This is a genomic window from Paenibacillus sp. YIM B09110, assembly GCF_037167145.1.
Taxonomy (GTDB): Bacteria; Bacillota; Bacilli; order Paenibacillales; family Paenibacillaceae; genus Pristimantibacillus.
This window is the reverse complement of the sequence record NZ_JBANSP010000029.1, coordinates 1-19117: the sequence shown is the minus strand read 5'-3', so window position 1 is coordinate 19117 and position 19117 is coordinate 1. Positions and strand designations below refer to the sequence as shown.

The 19117-nt window shown below is 50.5% G+C and carries 17 protein-coding genes; 3 read left to right on the top strand and 14 right to left on the bottom strand.

Going from position 1 to position 19117, the window contains the following annotated elements; translation table 11 throughout:
- Positions 1-4: 4 nt before the first annotated feature.
- The 5 genes from V8F51_RS27095 to V8F51_RS27075 form a co-directional block, all read right to left on the bottom strand.
- Positions 5-1060, bottom strand: coding sequence for an acyltransferase family protein (locus V8F51_RS27095; protein WP_337103620.1), 1056 nt, complete (start codon positions 1058-1060; stop codon positions 5-7).
- Positions 1057-1863 (bottom strand): carbohydrate ABC transporter permease, encoded by an 807-nt coding sequence (locus V8F51_RS27090; protein ID WP_337103619.1) that lies wholly within the window; start codon positions 1861-1863, stop codon positions 1057-1059. The genes V8F51_RS27095 and V8F51_RS27090 overlap by 4 nt, the downstream gene beginning before the upstream one ends.
- Positions 1863-2753 (bottom strand): carbohydrate ABC transporter permease, encoded by an 891-nt coding sequence (locus V8F51_RS27085; RefSeq protein WP_337103618.1) that lies wholly within the window; start codon positions 2751-2753, stop codon positions 1863-1865. The genes V8F51_RS27090 and V8F51_RS27085 overlap by 1 nt, the downstream gene beginning before the upstream one ends.
- An 83-nt stretch (positions 2754-2836) precedes the next feature.
- Entirely contained in the window at positions 2837-4174 is a 1338-nt protein-coding gene (locus V8F51_RS27080) for an ABC transporter substrate-binding protein (RefSeq protein WP_337103617.1), read from the bottom strand.
- A gap of 181 nt (positions 4175-4355) precedes the next feature.
- Positions 4356-5306 (bottom strand): ArsR/SmtB family transcription factor, encoded by a 951-nt coding sequence (locus V8F51_RS27075; protein ID WP_337103616.1) that lies wholly within the window; start codon positions 5304-5306, stop codon positions 4356-4358.
- 177 nt (positions 5307-5483) lie between these two features.
- Between V8F51_RS27075 and V8F51_RS27070 the strand changes: the two genes are divergently transcribed.
- The gene (locus V8F51_RS27070; protein ID WP_337103615.1) at positions 5484-6374 is read left to right on the top strand and encodes a deoxyribonuclease IV; all 891 of its coding nucleotides are present in this window, start codon (positions 5484-5486) and stop codon (positions 6372-6374) included.
- 11 nt (positions 6375-6385) lie between these two features.
- Here the strand turns inward: V8F51_RS27070 and V8F51_RS27065 are convergent, their stop codons facing one another.
- Entirely contained in the window at positions 6386-7357 is a 972-nt protein-coding gene (locus V8F51_RS27065; protein WP_337103614.1) for an ROK family protein, read from the bottom strand.
- Between the two features lie 587 nt (positions 7358-7944).
- On the opposite strand from V8F51_RS27065, the gene V8F51_RS27060 reads away from it, so the two are divergent.
- Positions 7945-8472: a DoxX family protein gene (locus V8F51_RS27060; RefSeq protein ID WP_337103613.1), complete on the top strand. Its 528-nt coding sequence runs from the start codon at positions 7945-7947 to the stop codon at positions 8470-8472.
- A gap of 57 nt (positions 8473-8529) precedes the next feature.
- Here V8F51_RS27060 and V8F51_RS27055 read toward each other — a convergent pair whose 3' ends face one another.
- From V8F51_RS27055 to V8F51_RS27035, 5 genes are all read right to left on the bottom strand, one after another.
- A complete protein-coding gene (locus V8F51_RS27055) occupies positions 8530-9642 on the bottom strand; it encodes a PAS domain-containing sensor histidine kinase (protein WP_442956496.1) in 1113 nt (370 codons plus the stop codon).
- The gene (locus tag V8F51_RS27050; protein ID WP_337103612.1) at positions 9635-10288 is read right to left on the bottom strand and encodes a response regulator transcription factor; all 654 of its coding nucleotides are present in this window, start codon (positions 10286-10288) and stop codon (positions 9635-9637) included. The genes V8F51_RS27055 and V8F51_RS27050 overlap by 8 nt, the downstream gene beginning before the upstream one ends.
- A 13-nt stretch (positions 10289-10301) precedes the next feature.
- Positions 10302-10754: a GAF domain-containing protein gene (locus V8F51_RS27045; protein ID WP_337103611.1), complete on the bottom strand. Its 453-nt coding sequence runs from the start codon at positions 10752-10754 to the stop codon at positions 10302-10304.
- Between the two features lie 89 nt (positions 10755-10843).
- On the bottom strand, positions 10844-11755 hold the full coding sequence (locus tag V8F51_RS27040; protein WP_337103610.1) for an L-lactate dehydrogenase: 912 nt from the start codon (positions 11753-11755) through the stop codon (positions 10844-10846).
- Positions 11752-12540, bottom strand: coding sequence for a formate/nitrite transporter family protein (locus V8F51_RS27035; RefSeq protein ID WP_337103609.1), 789 nt, complete (start codon positions 12538-12540; stop codon positions 11752-11754). Before V8F51_RS27035 ends, V8F51_RS27040 begins: the two co-directional genes overlap by 4 nt.
- A 201-nt stretch (positions 12541-12741) precedes the next feature.
- Here V8F51_RS27035 and V8F51_RS27030 point away from each other — a divergent pair, with 201 nt between their 5' ends.
- Positions 12742-13491, top strand: a complete 750-nt coding sequence (locus tag V8F51_RS27030) for a Crp/Fnr family transcriptional regulator (RefSeq protein ID WP_337103608.1) — start codon at positions 12742-12744, stop codon at positions 13489-13491.
- A gap of 422 nt (positions 13492-13913) precedes the next feature.
- On the opposite strand, the gene V8F51_RS27025 is transcribed toward V8F51_RS27030, so the two are convergent.
- The 3 genes from V8F51_RS27025 to V8F51_RS27015 all read right to left on the bottom strand — a co-directional run.
- Positions 13914-14756, bottom strand: a complete 843-nt coding sequence (locus V8F51_RS27025; protein ID WP_337103607.1) for an NAD-dependent epimerase/dehydratase family protein — start codon at positions 14754-14756, stop codon at positions 13914-13916.
- A 15-nt stretch (positions 14757-14771) separates the two neighbouring features.
- Positions 14772-15713 (bottom strand): aldo/keto reductase family protein, encoded by a 942-nt coding sequence (locus tag V8F51_RS27020; protein WP_337103606.1) that lies wholly within the window; start codon positions 15711-15713, stop codon positions 14772-14774.
- A gap of 233 nt (positions 15714-15946) precedes the next feature.
- Positions 15947-19117, bottom strand: a 3171-nt coding sequence (locus V8F51_RS27015; protein WP_337103605.1) for an S-layer homology domain-containing protein, incomplete at its 5' end; no start/stop codon positions are given.

The following is a 19117-nucleotide window of genomic DNA, read 5'->3' as shown; positions in this document are numbered from 1 at the left end:
CAGTCTAAGTTGTTGTTGTAGATGATGGCTGAGATCGCTTGGGTTGCGGGGGCTTCGTAATAATCCACACGCAGAACGTTACAATCGCAACGATTACGCAGGCCAGCCAAAAACCTTCCCCAGCGCCCACCAGCAATTTTTGCTGCTGGTTGCTCTTAAGCGCGAAGATAAGCACGTTGCTCATCACCAAGTACGAAAGGACATTACGCCCCATCGCTTCAAATAGAGTGAACGGGACTGGGTACCGCTCCATCAGACGTGCCAATCCAAAATTGCCGTACAATAGCAGCGCTGGCCCAACAATCCACCATACGGAAGGAGGAAAACGTTCCGGCAGCGACTGCCCGTCTACCGATAGCCAGCGCCAGACGAAACCTCCCGTCGCGATCAACGCCGCAACGAATACCCGCCAGTCCCACGTTATGCGATATTTGGCAAACAAGATGCCAATGATGTAATAAGGCAAATATTGAAGCACCGGGAACGAAGCGAAGTCACGCGTCCCGATTAGCGGCCCAAGCTGCATCGAATGAATCGAGCCATATGGGATGAACGTGAATACAAGCATCAGACCGCTAACTCCAAAGCCGATTGCCTTGCGTGACGCCAGCCAGCGAAGCGGCACGAACAACGCAAGACCAATAATCATGAGATAAGTGAAAGATATAAGAAACTCAGACCAGCCCGGCATGTCCCGGATCAATAGAATCGGCCTTAAGGTCGACCAACTGGCCTCCCTGCCGTCGATAAACACCCGGAACGCCATGCCCGATACATAGAAGGCTGCCAGCGTCTTGACCGCTGCCACCAGCATGCGAGGCGCCGCTTGACGGAAAGGCTTCGAATAATAAGCAAGCTGCGAGACGTAACCGAAGCTGAAAACGAACCCCGAGAACGTAATTAAGTTAATGATTTCAATGAAAGGCCGGCCATTCGGGTATAGATCCATATCGCTAAAAAACTGCAGCGTATGGCAGTAAACCATCCCCAGCACGAGCAGACCCTTGAACATGTCGATGGCCCGCTCGCGTTTTTTGACCCCCGTACCGATTGCGTTCATCCTTTGATCCCCGACAAGCTGACGCCCTTCACGATTTGTCGTTCGAAAATGACGAACAGCAGCAGGATCGGAAGCGAAGCAACCGTATTGATGACCATCGGCTTGACGTAATCCTCCGAATATTGGTTCATCAGCGTTGGAATACCCATCGGCAGCGTGAACAGGTTGTCGTCGGTTACGGACAGGAACGGCCACAAGAAGTTGTTCCACGAACCGATGAACGTCAAGATGAGTATCGAGGCGAGAGCCGGCCGCGTAAGCGGAAGCACGATCGACCAGAATATGCGCCATACTCCGCCGCCGTCGATCTGCACGCTTTCGAGCAGATCCTTCGGAATGCCGTCGAAGAAGCTTTTCAGCACGATAACCGCCACGGGCGATGCGAGCATCGGCAGGATTAAGCCTTGATAGCTGTTGAGAATGCCCATGTCCTTCGCTACTTGATAAAGGGGGATAATGGTAGCCTCCCCTGGAACGAGCAACCCTGCAAGTATGAAGAAGAAGATAAACGAACGATAGCGGAAGGGAAGCTTCGATAAGGCAAAGCCGGCCAATGCCGCAATCGCCACCGTCAGAATCGTCACGCAGACGGCGATCATGAAGCTGTTAAGCGTCCAGTTCGTCAGCTTCGTCGTCGACAATATCTCATCGTATACGGCGAACGAATACGGAGGCGTGAACCAGTCGATCAACGATACAATTTTCATTCCCTCTTTCTTCACGGACACCACCATCATCCAGACAATCGGCGCAAGGAAGAAGAAAGCGACGAGAAGCGATAATAAGCGATAGAGCCATTTCATTACGCTTGCTCTCCTTTCCGATTGTTAATCCAGTATTGAATGGCAGATAGAACAAGCAGGATGATGAACACGACGTACGACATCGTCGCGGCGTAGCCGAGATCGTTTTTGCGGAAGCCCGTCTGATAGATGAGCTGAATGATCGGCCTTGTCTGATCGAGCGGCCCGCCTCCGGTAATAATGTAAATTTGGAGGAAAACCTTGAAGGAGCTTATAATTTGCAGCATCGTTATCGTCTTTGTAATCGGGCTCAAATGCGGCAGCGTAATGCGCCAGAACACTTGCCAATCATTCGCGCCGTCGAGGCGGGCTGCCTCGTAAAGCTCGTCGGGAATTTCCTGCATAGCCGACAAATAAAGAATGAAATTAAAGCCAACCGTCCACCAAAGCGTAATAACGGCGACCGCAACCCAGGATAACCATTTTTCCGATAACCAAAAGATTTCGGTGCCCTGCGGAAGCAGACCAAACAAATGAAGAAAAGTATTAATAAATCCCATATACGGCTGAAAAATAAATAGTCCGAGGAAGGAAGCTACGGCAACCGAAAGCACGCTCGGAATAAAAAACACGCTTCGAAAAAGCTTCTGAAGCCTCGATCTGCGGTTAGCGATCAATGCCAGCACGATCGCCAGCACCAGCATCGTCGGCGTCGTTATAATGACGAACGTGAAAGAATGCCCAATGGCAGCCCAGACCTCTTGGTCTTGGAACAGCTTCTTGTAATTGTCCAATCCGATATACGACATCTTCTTAATAAGCGTCCATTTATAGAACGTCATCTCGACGCCCTTAATCATCGGCCAAATGGTGTAAAGCACATAGACGATCAAGAAGGGGAGCAAAAACAATAATGCGAGCATATCCGCTCTAAGCTTGCTTATTCTCATATATGCGCCTCACCTCATCAAGAATGGATCGGCAAGCTTCCGGCTCATAGCCGAAAGCCTGCCGATGCCCTTGCATTATGAACCTATTCGCTGAGCACTTTCTGAATAGCGTCCTGCATCTTAGTCATTGCGTCAGCCGGCGTCATTTTGCTAGCCCATACCTCGTTGAGGAATTTGAACAAAGCGTTGTCGCGAATCGTCCAGTTTTTCGTCGACGGCTTGCTGAACTTAACTGTGTCGGCAACGGACGCGTAATCGCCGCGGTTTGGCAGGTCTTTGAACTCTTGCTTCTCGAACACGGAAGGTTTCGAAGGAATATGTCCCGCTTTCGCCCAAACTTGGCCGTTCTCGGCAACCCAGTCCGCGAAGATGATAGCCGCTTTGCGTTTCTCCGGATCTTCCTTCTTCGTGACCGGAAGAATAATCGTATGCGAATCGCCCCAAGTCGCTTCTTGGTCGAAAATCTTCGGAATCGGCATAGCGCCGAAATCAAGGCCTTCCGTCGCTTCCCAAGTTCCGGTTGCCCATACGCCTGTCATCATAATGGCGGCCGTGCCGCTTTGGAAGTTTTTGTAGAAGTCAGGATCGTTTTTCTTGATATAACCTTTTGTATAGATGTTCTGGAGATACTCGGCAGCTTTCGCGCCTTTCTCCGTATCAAGCGCAGCTGTTGATAGATCGTCCGATACGACGTCATTGCCGCCCAATTGGTGATACAGCGACCACCATAGACGGAAAGGGTCGTCGTTGCTGTTCGACAGCGCGAACGGCGTAACATTAGCCGGCAGCTTCTGCTTCAGCGTATCGAGGAACGAGACGAAGCCGTCAGCGGATTGCTCCAACACAGGCTTGCCGTCATCGCCGAGCAGACCGGCGTCCTTCAGCAGCTTCTTGTTATAGTACATAATGAATGGATGCGTATCGATCGGCACTGCGTAATGCTTGCCGTCTACCACTGCCGCGTTAAGCAAGTTCTGGTTGTATGTGCCCCAATCAACGCTAGCGGTTTCCGCCACTTCATCCAGCTCGGATACAACCCCTTGATTGATCAGGTCAGGCAGACGTGATGTATGAGAGATGCCGACATCCGGACCGTTGCCGTTGCCGACAGCCGTAATTAGCTTCGTGTAGTATTCGCCCCACTCAAGCTTCGTGTTTTTCACTTGAATGTCGGGATGGCTTTTGTTGAAATCATCGATCAGCTTCTGCATATTGTCACCGTCGCCGCCGCTGAACAATGTCCAGAAGGACAGCGTCACTTTGCTTCCGCTGGAATCCCCTGTTGAAGCGCTTCCATTGTTCTCCGAAGCATTGCCCCCGTTATTTCCACCGTTGTTGCCGCCGTTGTTGCTTCCGCACGCACTAAGCACCAGCGAAGCTGTCAGCAGCGTGGCCAAAGTCAAAACATAACCCTTTTTCATGTTTAGCCTCCCCTATGATTTAAAATCATTTTTCAGGCACAAAACTCTTTCCTTAGTTTATTACAATAATTTTGTACCATAAACTCATATTATCCCCCATTAGTTATTTTGTCAACGGTTTCAAACCAAATTCATGTAATTAATTAAAAAAAAAAGACCTTCAATTACAAGGAATCTGTAATTAAAGATCTTTTGTTTCGTCTTGATCTGCCGCATAATACACTTTTACGACAATATCCTGCTCGTAATCGCCGAACTGTCTGCCGAAAAGGTTCATCCCGCCTTGGTGAACGGCATCGGATTTCACGCCGAGCCGAAGCCTAATATTAGGCCGCTGCATCAGCTTTAAGTCGCCGATCGTGATGTCGGAAATTTTCTGCATGTCCAGAGACGCGCCATTCCTGTCGATTCGCCAATTTTTGAGCAATCCGTATTGCGTCGACCAGTCGGCCCACCAAGAAGGCGTCAGCTTGCCGCGTCGATCGCCGAAGTCCCCTGGGCTCGTCCAGGTCCCGATCTCGACGCCATTGATCCATAACGTAATGTCCGAAGGCCAGTTATTATCATAGTTGGGCGCTTCCGAGCACATTTCCATGGACAGCTCCAAAGCGTCGATTCGCGCATCAGACGGAATTTCCATCGGCATCAAATACTCGACATAACCTTTGCGCAGCCAAATGATTTGCGCACCGATATGCTTCGGGTGATAGAAGCTTGCAGGCTCGTCCTCCCGAACGATCATCCCGTCCGCGTTCGCCATGCCGCAGGTCGGATGAACCTCGCAGTCGCTGTAATGGCCGATCGGCATCTCCATCTCGTAAGTGAGAAGCGCCCCTCTTGGAATGGTCTTCTCGACGTTGAAGGCGATGCGAATATCGTCATAGTTGCGGCTGCACACTTTCATGGCTCCGCGCGATGCAGGGAGCAGCTCGGTATTAATTAGCTTGGCCGCCTCCAGAATTTTAACATTATTGGCGACGGTAGACACCGGCAGCTTAAGCGTCTCCGCAATCTCAACCACATTCATATTCCTTGTGCTGAGAAGTCGAAGCATATCGACGCGAGCCCGGGTAGATAAAGCATGCGAAACTTGGACAAGCTTATCTGGATCTTGAAAGCTTAACTCCAGCATTATGGTTTGACACCTCCTCATTGATGATTAATTACAATTATTTTATATGATAACGACGTTTATATCAATAATATTGAATTGAAATATTATTTTTGTATCAATTAAAGTTGCTTTTGAATAATCGGCTTCAGCCGTGCAACAATAGATTCTATTGATCGATGGGAGGTGAAAGGTCTGATGTTATTAATCGGTTCCCATGTTTCCATGGGCGGTAAGGGAATGCTTCTCCAAGCAAGCGAGGAAGCCGCCTCATACGGCGCTTCAACCTTTCTAATCTATACAGGCGCTCCGCAGAATACGCGGCGCAAAGCAATCGAGGCCTACAACATCGAAGCTGGCCACGCCCATATGAAAGAGCATGGAATATCGAACATTGTCGTGCATGCTCCCTTTCTCATTAATCTGGCGAATACGCGTAAGGATCAAGTATTCAATCATAGTATTTCATTTCTTCGGGATGAAATAGAGCGCACGGCGGCGCTAGGTTCGGAGCAGCTCGTGCTTCATCCCGGCGCGCATATCGGCGCAGGATCAGAAGCAGGCATCAGACGAATTATTGCTGGGTTAAACGAAGTATTGTCGGAGGAACGGCATGGACAAGTACAGGTATCGCTGGAAACGATGGCAGGCAAAGGCTCTGAGATCGGCCGGACTTTCGAAGAGCTAGCGATGATTATCGAAGGCGTCCGCCGCAATGAGCGGCTGTCCGTCTGTCTCGATACATGCCATATCCATGATGCCGGCTACGATATCGTTCACGACTTCGACGGCGTTCTGAATGAATTCGACCGGATCATCGGGCTCGATAAGCTCAAAGTGATTCATGTCAATGACTCCAAGAACGAGCGGGGCTCGGGCAAAGACCGCCATGAAAATATCGGTCACGGCCACATCGGGCTTAAAGCGCTCGACTATATTGTGCATCATCCCCAGATGAAGCACTTGCCAAAGCTCTTAGAGACGCCTTCGATCGGCAAGATCAAATATAAAGACGCCCCGTACAAGCATGAGATCGCTCTTCTCCGCAGACAATTGTCGGAACCTGTAACGAAAGCTGATATAGATTAGAAGAATCAGTGTTAAGACAGCTTGCTGTTCGCGTAGGCGGCCGCACCGATCATACCGGCTTGTCCGCCTAATTTCGCTTGTTCGATCTTGCACGCGCTGGAAGATAACTTCAAAGCATGCTTTGCAACGGTATCACGTACCGGAGAGAGCAAGCGATCGCCGGCAGCCGACATCCCGCCGCCAACAATTATGATTTCGGGATTCAACAGGTTGATTACATTTCCAAGACCAAACCCGAGAATTCCCCCCGTTTCATGCATGACCTCGATCGCTAGCGAATCACCTTGATCGTAAGCATCGGAAATCATGCGAGCCGTAATGGCCGCCGGATCATTTTCCGTCCATTCCGTTAGGATGCTCGTTCGGCCTTCCTCAAGCTTCTCCGTTAACGTTCGAACCATCCCGATCGCGGACACGTATCTGCCGAGGCAGCCTGAGCTTCCGCAGCGACAAGGACGTCCTTCCCGGTACATATTCATATGCCCGATTTCGCCGGCGCTGGAGGTAGTACCGTAGACCACTTTCCCATCATTAACAATACCCGAGCCTAAGCCGGTGCCTAATGTGATCAACACTGCGTTGCTGTAACCGACACCCGCGCCGAACAGCCACTCGCCATACAAATTGACCCGCACATCATTGTCGATGAAAACAGGGAAATCAAAATAACGTTTCATAAAATCGACAACATGGATGTTTTCCCACCCCTGGAAGTTTGGCGAAAAGATAGAGAGACCCGTCTCCGGATCAAGCAAGCCAGGAATCCCCATACCCATGCACTTTATGGATGCTTGATCGATTCCTTCGTCCGCGAGCATCTGTTGAATGATTTCTTTCATTCTGTTCAACACATGGTCAGGTCCTTTGGCGGCTTCCGTAGGGTCGCTTCTTTCATGCAAGGTCTGAAACGCCGAGTTGAAGATCGCAGACTTTATATTCGTTCCGCCAAGGTCAATGCCAATCATGTATTTGCTCATCATCATTCTCCGCTCTTATTTCATATCGATTTTGATCAATTTACCTTAGCAACACGGCTTCAGTCAACCTCAATTGAGCCAAACTCACTTCATTCCTTCATCTGTTAGGAACCCAGGCCACACTATAGGGCCATATTTCATTTTTATTGCGTGGTTACGGACCTAGGTGACTTTATAGGCTCCCTTTTTCAACAAACTCGTGCTGATAGCTTCTGATAGCTTTTGTTAGAGTCCGCTGAGTCCGTAAAGACGGGAATTGGAGGAGGAAACCGCAATTAAGGTCTTTACGGTCCTCACTGCGAACAGAAATCTAATTGTTTCAGATATTCCTCTTGCGTCGAGCTGCGCAAGCTCGTTCGTCACCGCCCCCCGTCGAAGGAGAAACCGGCACAGCAAATTTTTGTGCTTAATAAAAAAAGAGATTGTGAAATAGATCACATACGTATCCTTCAAAAGATATTATGCTTGAGCTATCAAATCACAGAAGAAGGTGAGAGCGATGGAAACGAAATACTCCAGAGCATCCGCATCACAACGAATCGTTCGATAACCGCCGTTCCTTAAATTAAACACAAAGACAGGAGTGTTCTATCATGTTAATGAAACTTTGGAGAGAAAATAATTGGGCTGCTGCCGTCATTACATTAATAAGAATCGTGCTCGGTTACCAATGGCTTACCGCAGGGTGGCATAAATTAACGGACGGCTTTGATGCAACGGGTTTCCTGAATAAAGCAATCGAAACTCCGGTGATGGATAAGGCAACAGGCGAAGCGGTGTATCCGACCTTTAACGCCTTTCTAGAGCACTTCGCGCTGCCGAACATCAAGCTCATCAACGTAATGATCCCGCTCGGCGAATTTCTCGTAGGTCTCGGGCTCATACTCGGTGCTCTGACCGCCGCCGCTGCATTCTTCGGCTTACTGATGAACTTCATGTTCGTGTTCGCCGGAACCGTAAGCACGAACCCTTGGCTGATGCTGCTAGGCATATTGGTCGTCGTAGCAGGTACGAACGGCGGTCGTTACGGACTAGACCGCTACGTCCTGCCGCTGCTGAATAAAGCGTTCAACAACCTGTTCAAACGCAAACCGCAAAACCGCCCAACGGATATGAATTAACTTCTATAACTACGAAAGCCCAGATCGTCCCATGCAGGATGATCTGGGCTTCTATATTCAAGATTTTTTAGGTATGATCAATAGGATTTTCGTTCCTTGCCCGGGTTGTGATTGAACGACTAATTGCCCGTCTATCGCGCGAGCCCGCTCCTCCATACTGAACAGCCCCACTCCTTTGGTGCTGCTATCGCGTTGAAAACCTTTACCCTCATCCACGACGTTCACTTCGATCCGGTCGGGTAAATCCGATAACGTAATGCAGCATTCATCAACATCGGCGTACTTGCCGATATTCGTAAGCGCTTCTTGTATAATTCGATAAATCGTTGTTTCTTCTTGAGGCCCTAGTCGTCTGCGCAAATGGATATCAAGCTTGACCCCAATGCCGTAATGATTCGTGAAATTGTCCGTATAAGTACGAATAGCAGGCACTACGCCAAGATCGTCAAGCACGGAAGGACGCAACTCCCAAGCGAGGCTGCGGACGTCTTCCATCAGATGCGATACGCTTGTACGAAGACGCTCCGCGTCGTCTAACGAACCGTCTTGAATCAGCTTATCCATGCCAATGAGAAGCGAGAACAAGCTCTGCCCAATACCGTCATGCAGCTCGCGGGATAATCGTCTGCGTTCCTCTTCCTGAACAATCATAACCTGCTTCATCATCTGCTGAAGCTCCTCCTGCACGCGCTTCAGCTCGGTCACCTCGTTGCGAATGGCCAAATATTGATACGGTTTCCCTTTCGCGTTAAGGAAAGGAACGATCGTCGTGTTTACCCAATAATAGCTGCCGTCTTTGGCCCGGTTCTTAATGTCGCCTCGCCAGACGCTTCCGGAGGCAATCGAACTCCAAAGCTCGTTCATGAAATTTTTGCTATGATAACCCGAATTAATGATCCGATGATCCTTGCCCATCAGTTCCTCGCGTTCATACTTTGATATTTCGCAAAACTTATCGTTTACGTATTGGATGATGCCCTTATGGTCGGTGACGGCTACGATGGACGATTCATTTAACGCGAGCTTGATATCTGCGAGGTGGAGCAGCGCATGCTTCAGCTCCATTCTAACGGCCGGATCCTCCATATGCTCATCCAGCTTGGAAATCAAAGAGACGACGCGCTGTCCAATGACTTCTGGGCGTTTCTCTTCCCAGCCCGGATTATTCAAAGTTCAACAGCCCCTTTTTCATCGCATACCTGACCAAATCAGGCCTCGTCTTTAATCCAAGCTTATCCATCACATTCGCTTTGTGGGATTCGACCGTTTTTATGCTGATGACGAGTTGCTCGGCGACTTCTTTGTTGCTGTAGCCTTTGGCAACCAAAGATACAACTTCCTTCTCTCGGTCTGACAGCATATCCAACGCTCTTCCGTTGTCGCCAGCTGCGGAACGCTCCAAATATTCGCTCATTAATTTCTTAGTCGCAGTCGGATACAGATAGGCATTTCCCTCGGCTACCGTTCGAATCGCGGTTAGCAGCTCTTCATGGGGAGCACTCTTCAATATGTATCCAGAGGCGCCGGCATGAATGCCTTGGAACAAGTACTCGTCATCGTCATGCATCGTAAGGATGAGAACCGCTACAGAAGGAAGCAGTTGCTTAAGTTCTTTGGTCGCGGTTAAGCCGTCCTTGCCATGAGGCATGCTGAGATCCATCAACACAACATCAGGCTTCAACAGCAAGGCAAGCTTAATCGCTTCGTCACCTTCCGATGCCTCACCGATAACCGTTATATGTTCTTTTTCGTTCAACAGCATTTTAAGCCCGGATCGTACCATCGCATGGTCGTCGACAATGCAAAGCTTAATCATAGTTCCCCTCCGATTATGTTTTGTATCTGGAAATCTCTAATAGATTCGAAAGCTCGATAGCACACTGCTCCAGATAAATAAGATTAGTATCCGTATAGCTGTGAGGATGACGTACGCCAACCATTAGAACGCCGGCAGAGCCGAATCCATCAGGAATCGGAACGGCTGCCGCCGTATGAAGGCCCTCGGCCAACATTAATGAACATTCGAAGCGAGGTTTGTTTGCTTCTTTCGATGCAATATCCTTAATCAAGCTTCGTCCTAATAGAAGGGCCATGCCTGGCAGCCCCTTGCCTCGCTTAACGATCATATGCTGATAACGATGATTCATATTGCCGCTCGCATATTGCCAGCGGTACTTGCTGCCATCGTCGATCGGGAGAGCCAAAGCCGTAAAGTCGCTTAATGAAGTAACTCGTATATAATGAACGGCACGGCTTATTGTGTCAGCTTCAAAGTTTCTCATCGTTATTCACCCTTCATACGAATTGTAACATGATTTGATTGTGAAATAGCCCCTTATCCTAAACTCGAGATAAGGGGCTATTCCAGCGTTTATTTCACAGTTTCAATGAGCTCTTTCAAATGATTGGCAGATCGATGGAGAAGCGCCTTCTCTTCCTCGCTGATTCGGATATCCAACACCTCTCGAACCCCTTGCCGGTCTACGATGCAAGGCACGCCCATGAACACATCAGACACCCCGTGGTAGTTATCGAGCAGCGTAGACACATTAAGCACGGCCGATTCATCGCGAAGAATGGCGGTTACGATACGGTCCAGCGCAAGCGCGATCGCGTAATAGGTAGCCCCTTTGGCCTCGATAATCTGATAAGCCGCATCCCTTGTATTCGCGAAAATCTCGGACTTCGCAGTGTCGCTAAGCGAGAAATTCGTTCCTGCCACATTAGCCAGGCTCCATACCGGCAGCTCGGTATCGCCGTGTTCGCCTATAATGTGTGCGTGTACGCTTCGCGGGTCGATGTGCAACCGCTGCCCGATCAAATATCGGAAACGCGCGCTGTCGAGCAGCGTTCCCGAGCCGATAACCCGGTTGATCGGCCATCCTGACTTTTGCCACGTAAAGTAGCTCATAATATCGACCGGATTCGTTGCGATTAGCAAAATGCCGTCCGAGTTATATTTTAAAACCTCCGTTATAATGCTTTCGTAGATCGCCGCGTTGCGTTTCAACAGATCCGTCCGCGTCTCTCCCGGCCTTTGCGCCGCTCCAGCGGTAATAATGACGATATCCGCGTCCTTGCAATCTTCATAGCTACCCGCCCATACTTTCGCTTGGCCGAGAAACGGCATCCCGTGGTTCATATCCAGCGCGTCGCCGACTGCTTTGTTCACGTTCGCATCGATAAGGACGAGTTCGTCCATTCTGCTTCTCAGCAACAGTGTGTACGCGGTTGTGGAACCGACAGCACCTACGCCAATGACAACAACTTTGGATTTTTTCATTTTGATTGCTCCTCTTCGGTTGGTTGATTCACAAAATAGTACATCGCGCCCATCAACACCGAGCCGCCGAACAAATTGCCAAGCGTGACCGGAACGAGATTATGGATCATGCCGCCAAACGTGATGGTGTCCGGATAGTTGAGGACAAGCGCGATAGCAAACGTGCATAAATTGGCAATGCTGTGCTCGTATCCGGAAATGAAGAAACAGAAGACGAACAGCATCATCGCGAACAACTTGGGACCGTCTCCTCTTAACGACATCGGGATGAAGAACGCCAGACAGACGAGCCAGTTACACAGTAAGCCGCGGAAAAAAAGCTCTATCGTCGGCGCATGCAGCTTCTTTTCCACCACGCTTAGCAGAAAGCCGTTGACTTCAGCGGATTGAAAAAGTCCCGTTCCCCATATAAGAAGCGCGAACGCGCAAGCACCGAGAACGTTCCCGATATAGCTTGCCGTCAGCAGTTTCCCCACATGGGCCCAGCTCATCTGACGGCGAAGCGCTGCGTAGGTATAATAAAACGTGTTGCCTGTAAACAGATCGCCTCCGCCATAGGAAATCAGAATGATCGCGGCTCCGAAGGTCATCGCGGCCATCGGATACGTAAGCGGAGAATGTTCCGTATAGAAGAAGCTGCCCGTCTTGAAGGCTACAATTACGCCAAACCCGATAAACATGCTGGCGAGCATGGATCGCAGAAGATAGCGTAGTTTACTTGAATGGAACAGTTTGTATTTCTTGAGCGCCAGCTGTTCGATGCGCCGTAATGGAATTTGCTCCATACACACCCACATCCTTTCTGCCGATTTCTTATGCCGAGCTTCTGCATCTATTAAACCACTCCCAGAACTCTGCACGCTGTGACGTTGATCACAAATAAATCAGGGATTTCCCCCCTCAAAGATAGGGGGTTCCCCCGATGCGCGATTATCGGTTCAAAAGGTAAAATTAGGTTAACAAGATACGGAGAGGGGATGGCTGGGATGGCCATTAACGCATATACGCAAAAAGAGATATTGAAAGGGAATGTGCCGGAGAAACGGAGCAACGGGATGGACGCTTTCTTCTCGCCTGAAAGCTTCTACAAACTAAGCAGCATTATGCACAACAAAACTGTAATGTCGGGATCGTACTTGTTCTGGGAAGGGGATGCTGCGGACCATCTTTATTATGTAAAAAAGGGACGCGTAAAGCTTACCAAAACGACGGATAGCGGCAACAAAATGACCTTGTATCTCCACCACGCGGGCGATCTGTTTGGGCAGATGGATCCTTTTCAAACGAATACTCAAACCTTTAATGCGGAAGTCATCGAAGATGCCGAATTTGGCATTATCGAGCAGAAGGACCTCGAGCTGCTGCTATGGCAGCATAGGGATCTCGCTATCGCGTTCATGAAGTGGATGGGCGTGATGCATCGCATGACGCAATCCAAGTTTCGCGATCTGATGCTATACGGGAAGACCGGCGCCTTATGTTCGCTGTTAATAAGGCTCTGCAATTCTTACGGCGTCCAGCAAGGAAACATGATTCGAATCGATAAAAAAATGAACAATTCGGAAATGGCCGAAATGATTGGAGCCACGCGCGAAAGCGTGAATAGGCTTCTGAACGATATGCGCAAGGAGGATGTAATCAACATCGAGCATGGAACGATATTCGTCAAAGATGTTGCTTATTTACGCCAAATATGCAAATGCGAGAACTGTCCGTTGGAGGTATGCAGAGTATAACGCGAATTATGCTTTGGGTTTGCAGACTGTCGATTCATTCGGTTCTCTTCGAGGTGCAGCAGCCTTTTGCATGGATTCGGTGAATTATCGTGCTAGCCGACGGTTACAGAGCTTAGGTGCAATTCGTCGAACTAATCTTAGTTGCCACACGGTTGTGAGCTCGATAGTTGCTTTTCATCGAATAGGCAGCTCGCTTGGTACAAGACTAATTAGTTGCCTAGAATGACACTATAGCGGATTAGCTATCTTTTGGAGCGTACCGCCTTATGCCGTGTAGGAGCCCCCCCTTTCCATTTATTTAAGCACCAAATCGCACCACAAGTTATCCACAAATCTTAGAGGTCCATAATTTCCTAAACAACAAGAAAGGAGCAGTCTGCCTTGGGCGACTGCTCCTTTCTTGTTAAACTATAAGCTCAGCTCTAAACATAACTGCGCCAAGCATGCTTCGGCTGCCAGTTCAGCAACCGCTTGGCTTTCTCGTTGCTCAGCAGCGACTCATGACCGTCCAGCGGTTTGCGGAAGTCCTTGACCTCCGGGAACCGCGCAGCCATCAGATCGCGGCTCGCAACCGCCATGCTGGAATCATCCGCCGCCACATTGAGCGCCACACTTCCAAGTCCTTCGGCTTCCACGGCCAGCCTGCAAGCTTCCGCCGCATCCCGTGTATCGATATAGCTCCATAAGATACGCTCGCGCTGCTCGGGATCATGGATAAAGGACGGAAACCGCTCGTATGCCTCTGGCGCTATTACGTTGCCCAGTCGGAAAGACACCACCTGCATGCCCGTTCTGCGATGAATCATGTCGGCCGTTTGCTCATTAACGATCTTGGATAAACCGTAACTGTCCTGCGGAAGCTGAGGATGCTCCTCATCGACGGGAACATATTGCGGCGCAAACCGCTCGAGGGCAAAGACGATTCCATAGGACGATTCGCTCGATGCAATGACGGCCTTGCGTATCCCCAATCCCGCAGCAGCCTCAAGCACGTTATATGTGGACATCACATTATTGTGGAAAGTTACCTCGTTAGGATGCGAGTAAGCGACGGGGATAGCCGCCAAATGCACGACGGCATCCGCCCCCGCCAATACTCCGTAAACTTCGCCAAGTTGGTTCAGATCGACGATGACGGTTCGGCAGCGCGGCTCCGCCGGATGTTTGACATCCGCATTGACGACCTCATACCCCTGTTCTACAAAATGCTTAACCACCCAGCTGCCCAGCATCCCGCTTCCGCCTGTTACTACTATTTTAGGCACTACGCTTACTCCCTCCTACACGGCTATAATTTGTTCGATTCGCTCGAGCACGTCGGCGCTTAGCACGATACCGGCCGCTTTCGCGTTTTCTTCAACCTGCTCGGGACGGCTGGCGCCGACCAGCGCGCTCGACACATTCGGCTGCCGCAAAATCCATGCCAGCGCCAATTGACCGACCGTTAGTTCAAGCTCGGAAGCTACTTTACCCAGCTCGACTACTTTGTTGATCTTCTCTTCGGTAACATTTTTGCGCATGCCATCGAGCTTCGCGGCACGGCTGTCTGCAGGCAGCTCGTTTACGGAGCTGTACTTGCCGGTCAGCAAGCCTTGAGCGAGTGGCGAGAATACGACCTGTCCGATACCGCCGCGCTCGCCGTAAGGAATGACTTCCTTCTCGATATACCGGTTGAACATGTTGTAGATCGGTTGGTTGACGACGATTCGATCCAACAAATAACGGTCCGCTATCGCATGCGCCTCCACCATTTGGGCGGTCGTCCATTCACTGACGCCTACGTACAGTACCTTGCCCTGACGAACCAGATCGTCGAGCGCACGGAGCGTCTCATGCATCGGCGTGCTCGGATCATGGCGGTGACAATAATACAGATCGACATAGTCCGCTCCAAGCCGCTTCAGGCTGGCATCGCATTGCTCCCTAATATGTTTGCGGGACAAGCCGCGGTCATTGGGACCGTCACCCATCTGACCGAACACCTTGGTCGCAAGCACATAGGATTCGCGTGGAAAGGAACGCAGCGCCTCGCCCATCAGCTTCTCCGCCGCCCCTCTTTCGTACACGTTTGCCGTATCGAAAAAGTTAATGCCCAGACCATAGGCCGTTTGTATCGCTTTCATCGCATTTTCGCGTTCTACGTATCCTCCATATGTCAACCAGCTTCCAAGACTAATTTCACTAACCTTCAATCCGCTGTTTCCCAACTGACGAAATTGCATCTCTAATCAGCTCCTAAAGAATAGTTTACAAACATTGAGAAGGCTTCTAAAGCCTGCCTCTCTATTCTAGAGAAGTTTGTTTCGCTACGAAAGTAGTGAAATAAAGATCACTATATTATATCGGATATACCTACTATACCTAAGGTAACTGCCCTTAGGTTCGGCGAAAAAAAAACGCTCACGTCAATGACGGGCGCGAGGCACCGTCATTGTTCGTGAACGCTTAGAGTTGTCTATATCAGTTTAGACTGCTGCAAAAATCGTAATACCATTGTCGCAACTTCAGCTCGGGTTATATACGCCTTGGGCGAAAGCCTATTCCCTGCGCGTCCCGATACGATACCGGCTTCCAAACAATTCGCAAGCCCGTTCTTCGCCCATTCCGATACGCTGTCCGCATCCGAATAACGATGAAGCTGAGCAGCAACATCAATTGCTTGCAGGTTTTTATCCGGGTTAATCAGCTTCATCGCCTTGGCCATAATGACAAACGCCTGCTCGCGCGTTATTCGGTCGTTCGGTCTGAACTTGTCGCCAGGGAATCCCTCGATCAAGCCGTATGAATAGGCGGTTTGGACGGCGCCGCTGTACCAATCGCCCTCCTTCACGTCGACGAAGCTCGTCGTACCTTGCTCTACACTTAGCCCTAGCCCACGAACGATCATGTCCGCGAACTCAGCTCGCGTAATGTCGCGATTCGGTTGGAACAAACCGCTTGCCGGGACACGCAGGACCAATCGCGCGCCTAGGTCATTTATTGCCGCTTTAGCCCAATGACCTTCGACGTCGAAGAAGTTTGCTGAATGGTAAACAATTGCGAAGGTGCCATTCGACAAGTCGCTCAACTGCACGTAATACTTGCCGTCGATAAGGATAATCTTGCTTGGAACATGCCGGAACTCTCCATTCGGCTCGATAGCGACAGCCGTCGAGACTTTGCTCGGGTTAACTCCCGGAGCTATCGCTATCAGTCTCTCTGAATAAGCTTTATACCGGGCTTGCTCATACGTCTTGTTATCGTACTCCGCCTGGATCGTAAACGTTATCGCAGGCGAGACGATCACCAGATGCATCCGATCGGCAGCGTCCTGCAGTTTTTTGACCATGTCATCCGACGAGTCGGCTACTGAAATTTGTACGATTATGTCTTGAAGCTGTGCCTTGTTGCCGAAGCGCTCTGCAATCGCGTCGATATTGATCTGCTTCGCAGCGATCGTATTGACCGCTTTCTCCGTACGTACAACAAGAGTGGCTTCCTTCAGCTGCAGGTTTCGAATCATTTCGCCGTTCAACTTGACGATTACAGCATTAAAGCCCTTGCCTGCGTCAAGCGTAATGACTGCTCCTTGTTTTTCTTTCTTCAACCAGTCAGTCAGCTTCTCGGAATCAAGCTCCAACGTGAGGACCATACGGTCATTCGTTGTCGTTGACAATACTTTTCCCAGTATATCTGCCAACTGGCCGTTCACCAAGCACCTCACCCCGTCAACAGGCGGAGTCGGCGGCTGCGGAGTTGTTGTACTCTTGCTAGGCTTTACCGAATTGGAAACAGCGGATACTTCGCCTGGTCCTACACCGTTGATCGCACGAACCGTAAAAGTATAGGCCTTGCCGTTGCTTAGCCCCGAAACCACGATTCGGGTTGTCGTTCCGGTCGCCGTAATCCCGCCCGGATACGCCGTGACTTCATAGCGAATAATGGCGCTCCCCCCGTTGTCCTCCGGCGCTTCGAAACTAACGGTCGCTTTCTTGTCGCCCGCGCGTGCCTGTACGTTCGTCGGTGCTGACGGAACGGTAGCAGGTGTCGCGCTGACTTCGCCTGAGAAGGAGCTCCATACTCCCGAATTGCCTGCTTTGACCGCAAAATAATAGGTAATGCCATTAGTTAGACCTGTCACGCTGTAGCTCGTGCCTCTCACTGTTGCAACCGAGGAGTCATCGTAATGGCCAGATGCCGTAGCTACATAGATTTCGTATTCATCGGCCTCCTCCACGGCATCCCATCGCAAGCCAACGCTCTCGTTTCCGGCTGCAGCCTGTAGATGATTAGGGCTCGCAAGAACGCCAGGAAGGTTTACGACTTGCGTAACCGTAAAAGTCATGGCGTCCATTTGGGCAGCTGATACGATCACGGTCATCGTATACGTCCCCGCGGCTAGACCATTCATTGCTTTTACCGTAAAGCTGGTGGACGGCGAACCGCTATTCAAGGTCGATGCCGGTTGAGTGATCTCGAATGAATTGGCGTCAGCCCCGCTTGTCGATACGGCTATATCCGTTAAATCACCAGTTCCGATATTATTGATATGGATCGTAATGGTCTGCTGTGTATCTGGTTCATATCCTTGCGTCAGGGTATCTCCTGTCTGATTGTCAATCGCTTCAATCTTGTAGGTAATTTCCTCGGATACCGTTACAGCGACGATACTGCTCGTTGCGCTTGCCGTCTTCGTGCCATTGACGCTCGCATTCGTGTTCGTTATCACGACGTAGTAATACGTTGTTCCCTCCGTTGCGGTCGGTGGGTTATAGTCTGCGAAAATCGCTTCGTCTACAAGCGTGCCGCCGCTAGTGCTGTTCGTCGTGTTGCTGTACCACTGGTAGCTTAGCGTACCGCCGTCGCTGACACTGGCTGTTACACTGAGCGTCGCCGCTCCGTCTACGTTCACCGTCATGCTCGTCGGCTCCGTCTCGATGCTAGGCGTTGCTGCGTTCTCGATTGACGTATTCACCGTCACAGATACGACGCTGCTCGTTGCACTTGCCGTATTCGTTCCATTGACGCTATCATTCGTGTTCGTCACCACGACATAGTAGTACTTCGTGCCGGCCGCTGTCGTCGGCGCGTTATAGCTCGCGCTCGTCGCTCCACTCAGCAACGTGCCGCCGGAAGTGCTGTTCGTCGTGTTGCTGTACCACTGGTAGCTTAATGTCCCACCATCGCTGACGCTCGCCACTACGCTCAGCGTCGCTGTCTCGCCTACGTTCACGGTCTTAGCCGTCGGCTGCGTTCCGATACTCGGCGTAGCCGCGTTTACGATGGCGTTCACCGTCACCAGCACGACGTTGCTCGTCGCCGTCGCGGTCTTCGTGCCATTCACGCTCGCATTCGTGTTCGTCAACACGACATAGTAATACTTCGTGCCGGCCGCTGTTGTCGGCGCGTTATAGCTCGCGCTCATCGCTCCGCTCAGCAGCGTGCCTCCGCTCGTGCTATTGCTAGTGTTGCTGTACCACTGGTAGCTTAATGTCCCACCATCGCTGACACTCGCCACTACGCTAAGCGTCGCCGTTCCGCCGACATCCACCGTCTTAGCCGTCGGCTGCGTTCCGATCGTTGGCGTTGCCGCGTTCACGATGGCGTTCACCGTCACCAGCACGACGTTGCTCGTCGCCGTCGCGGT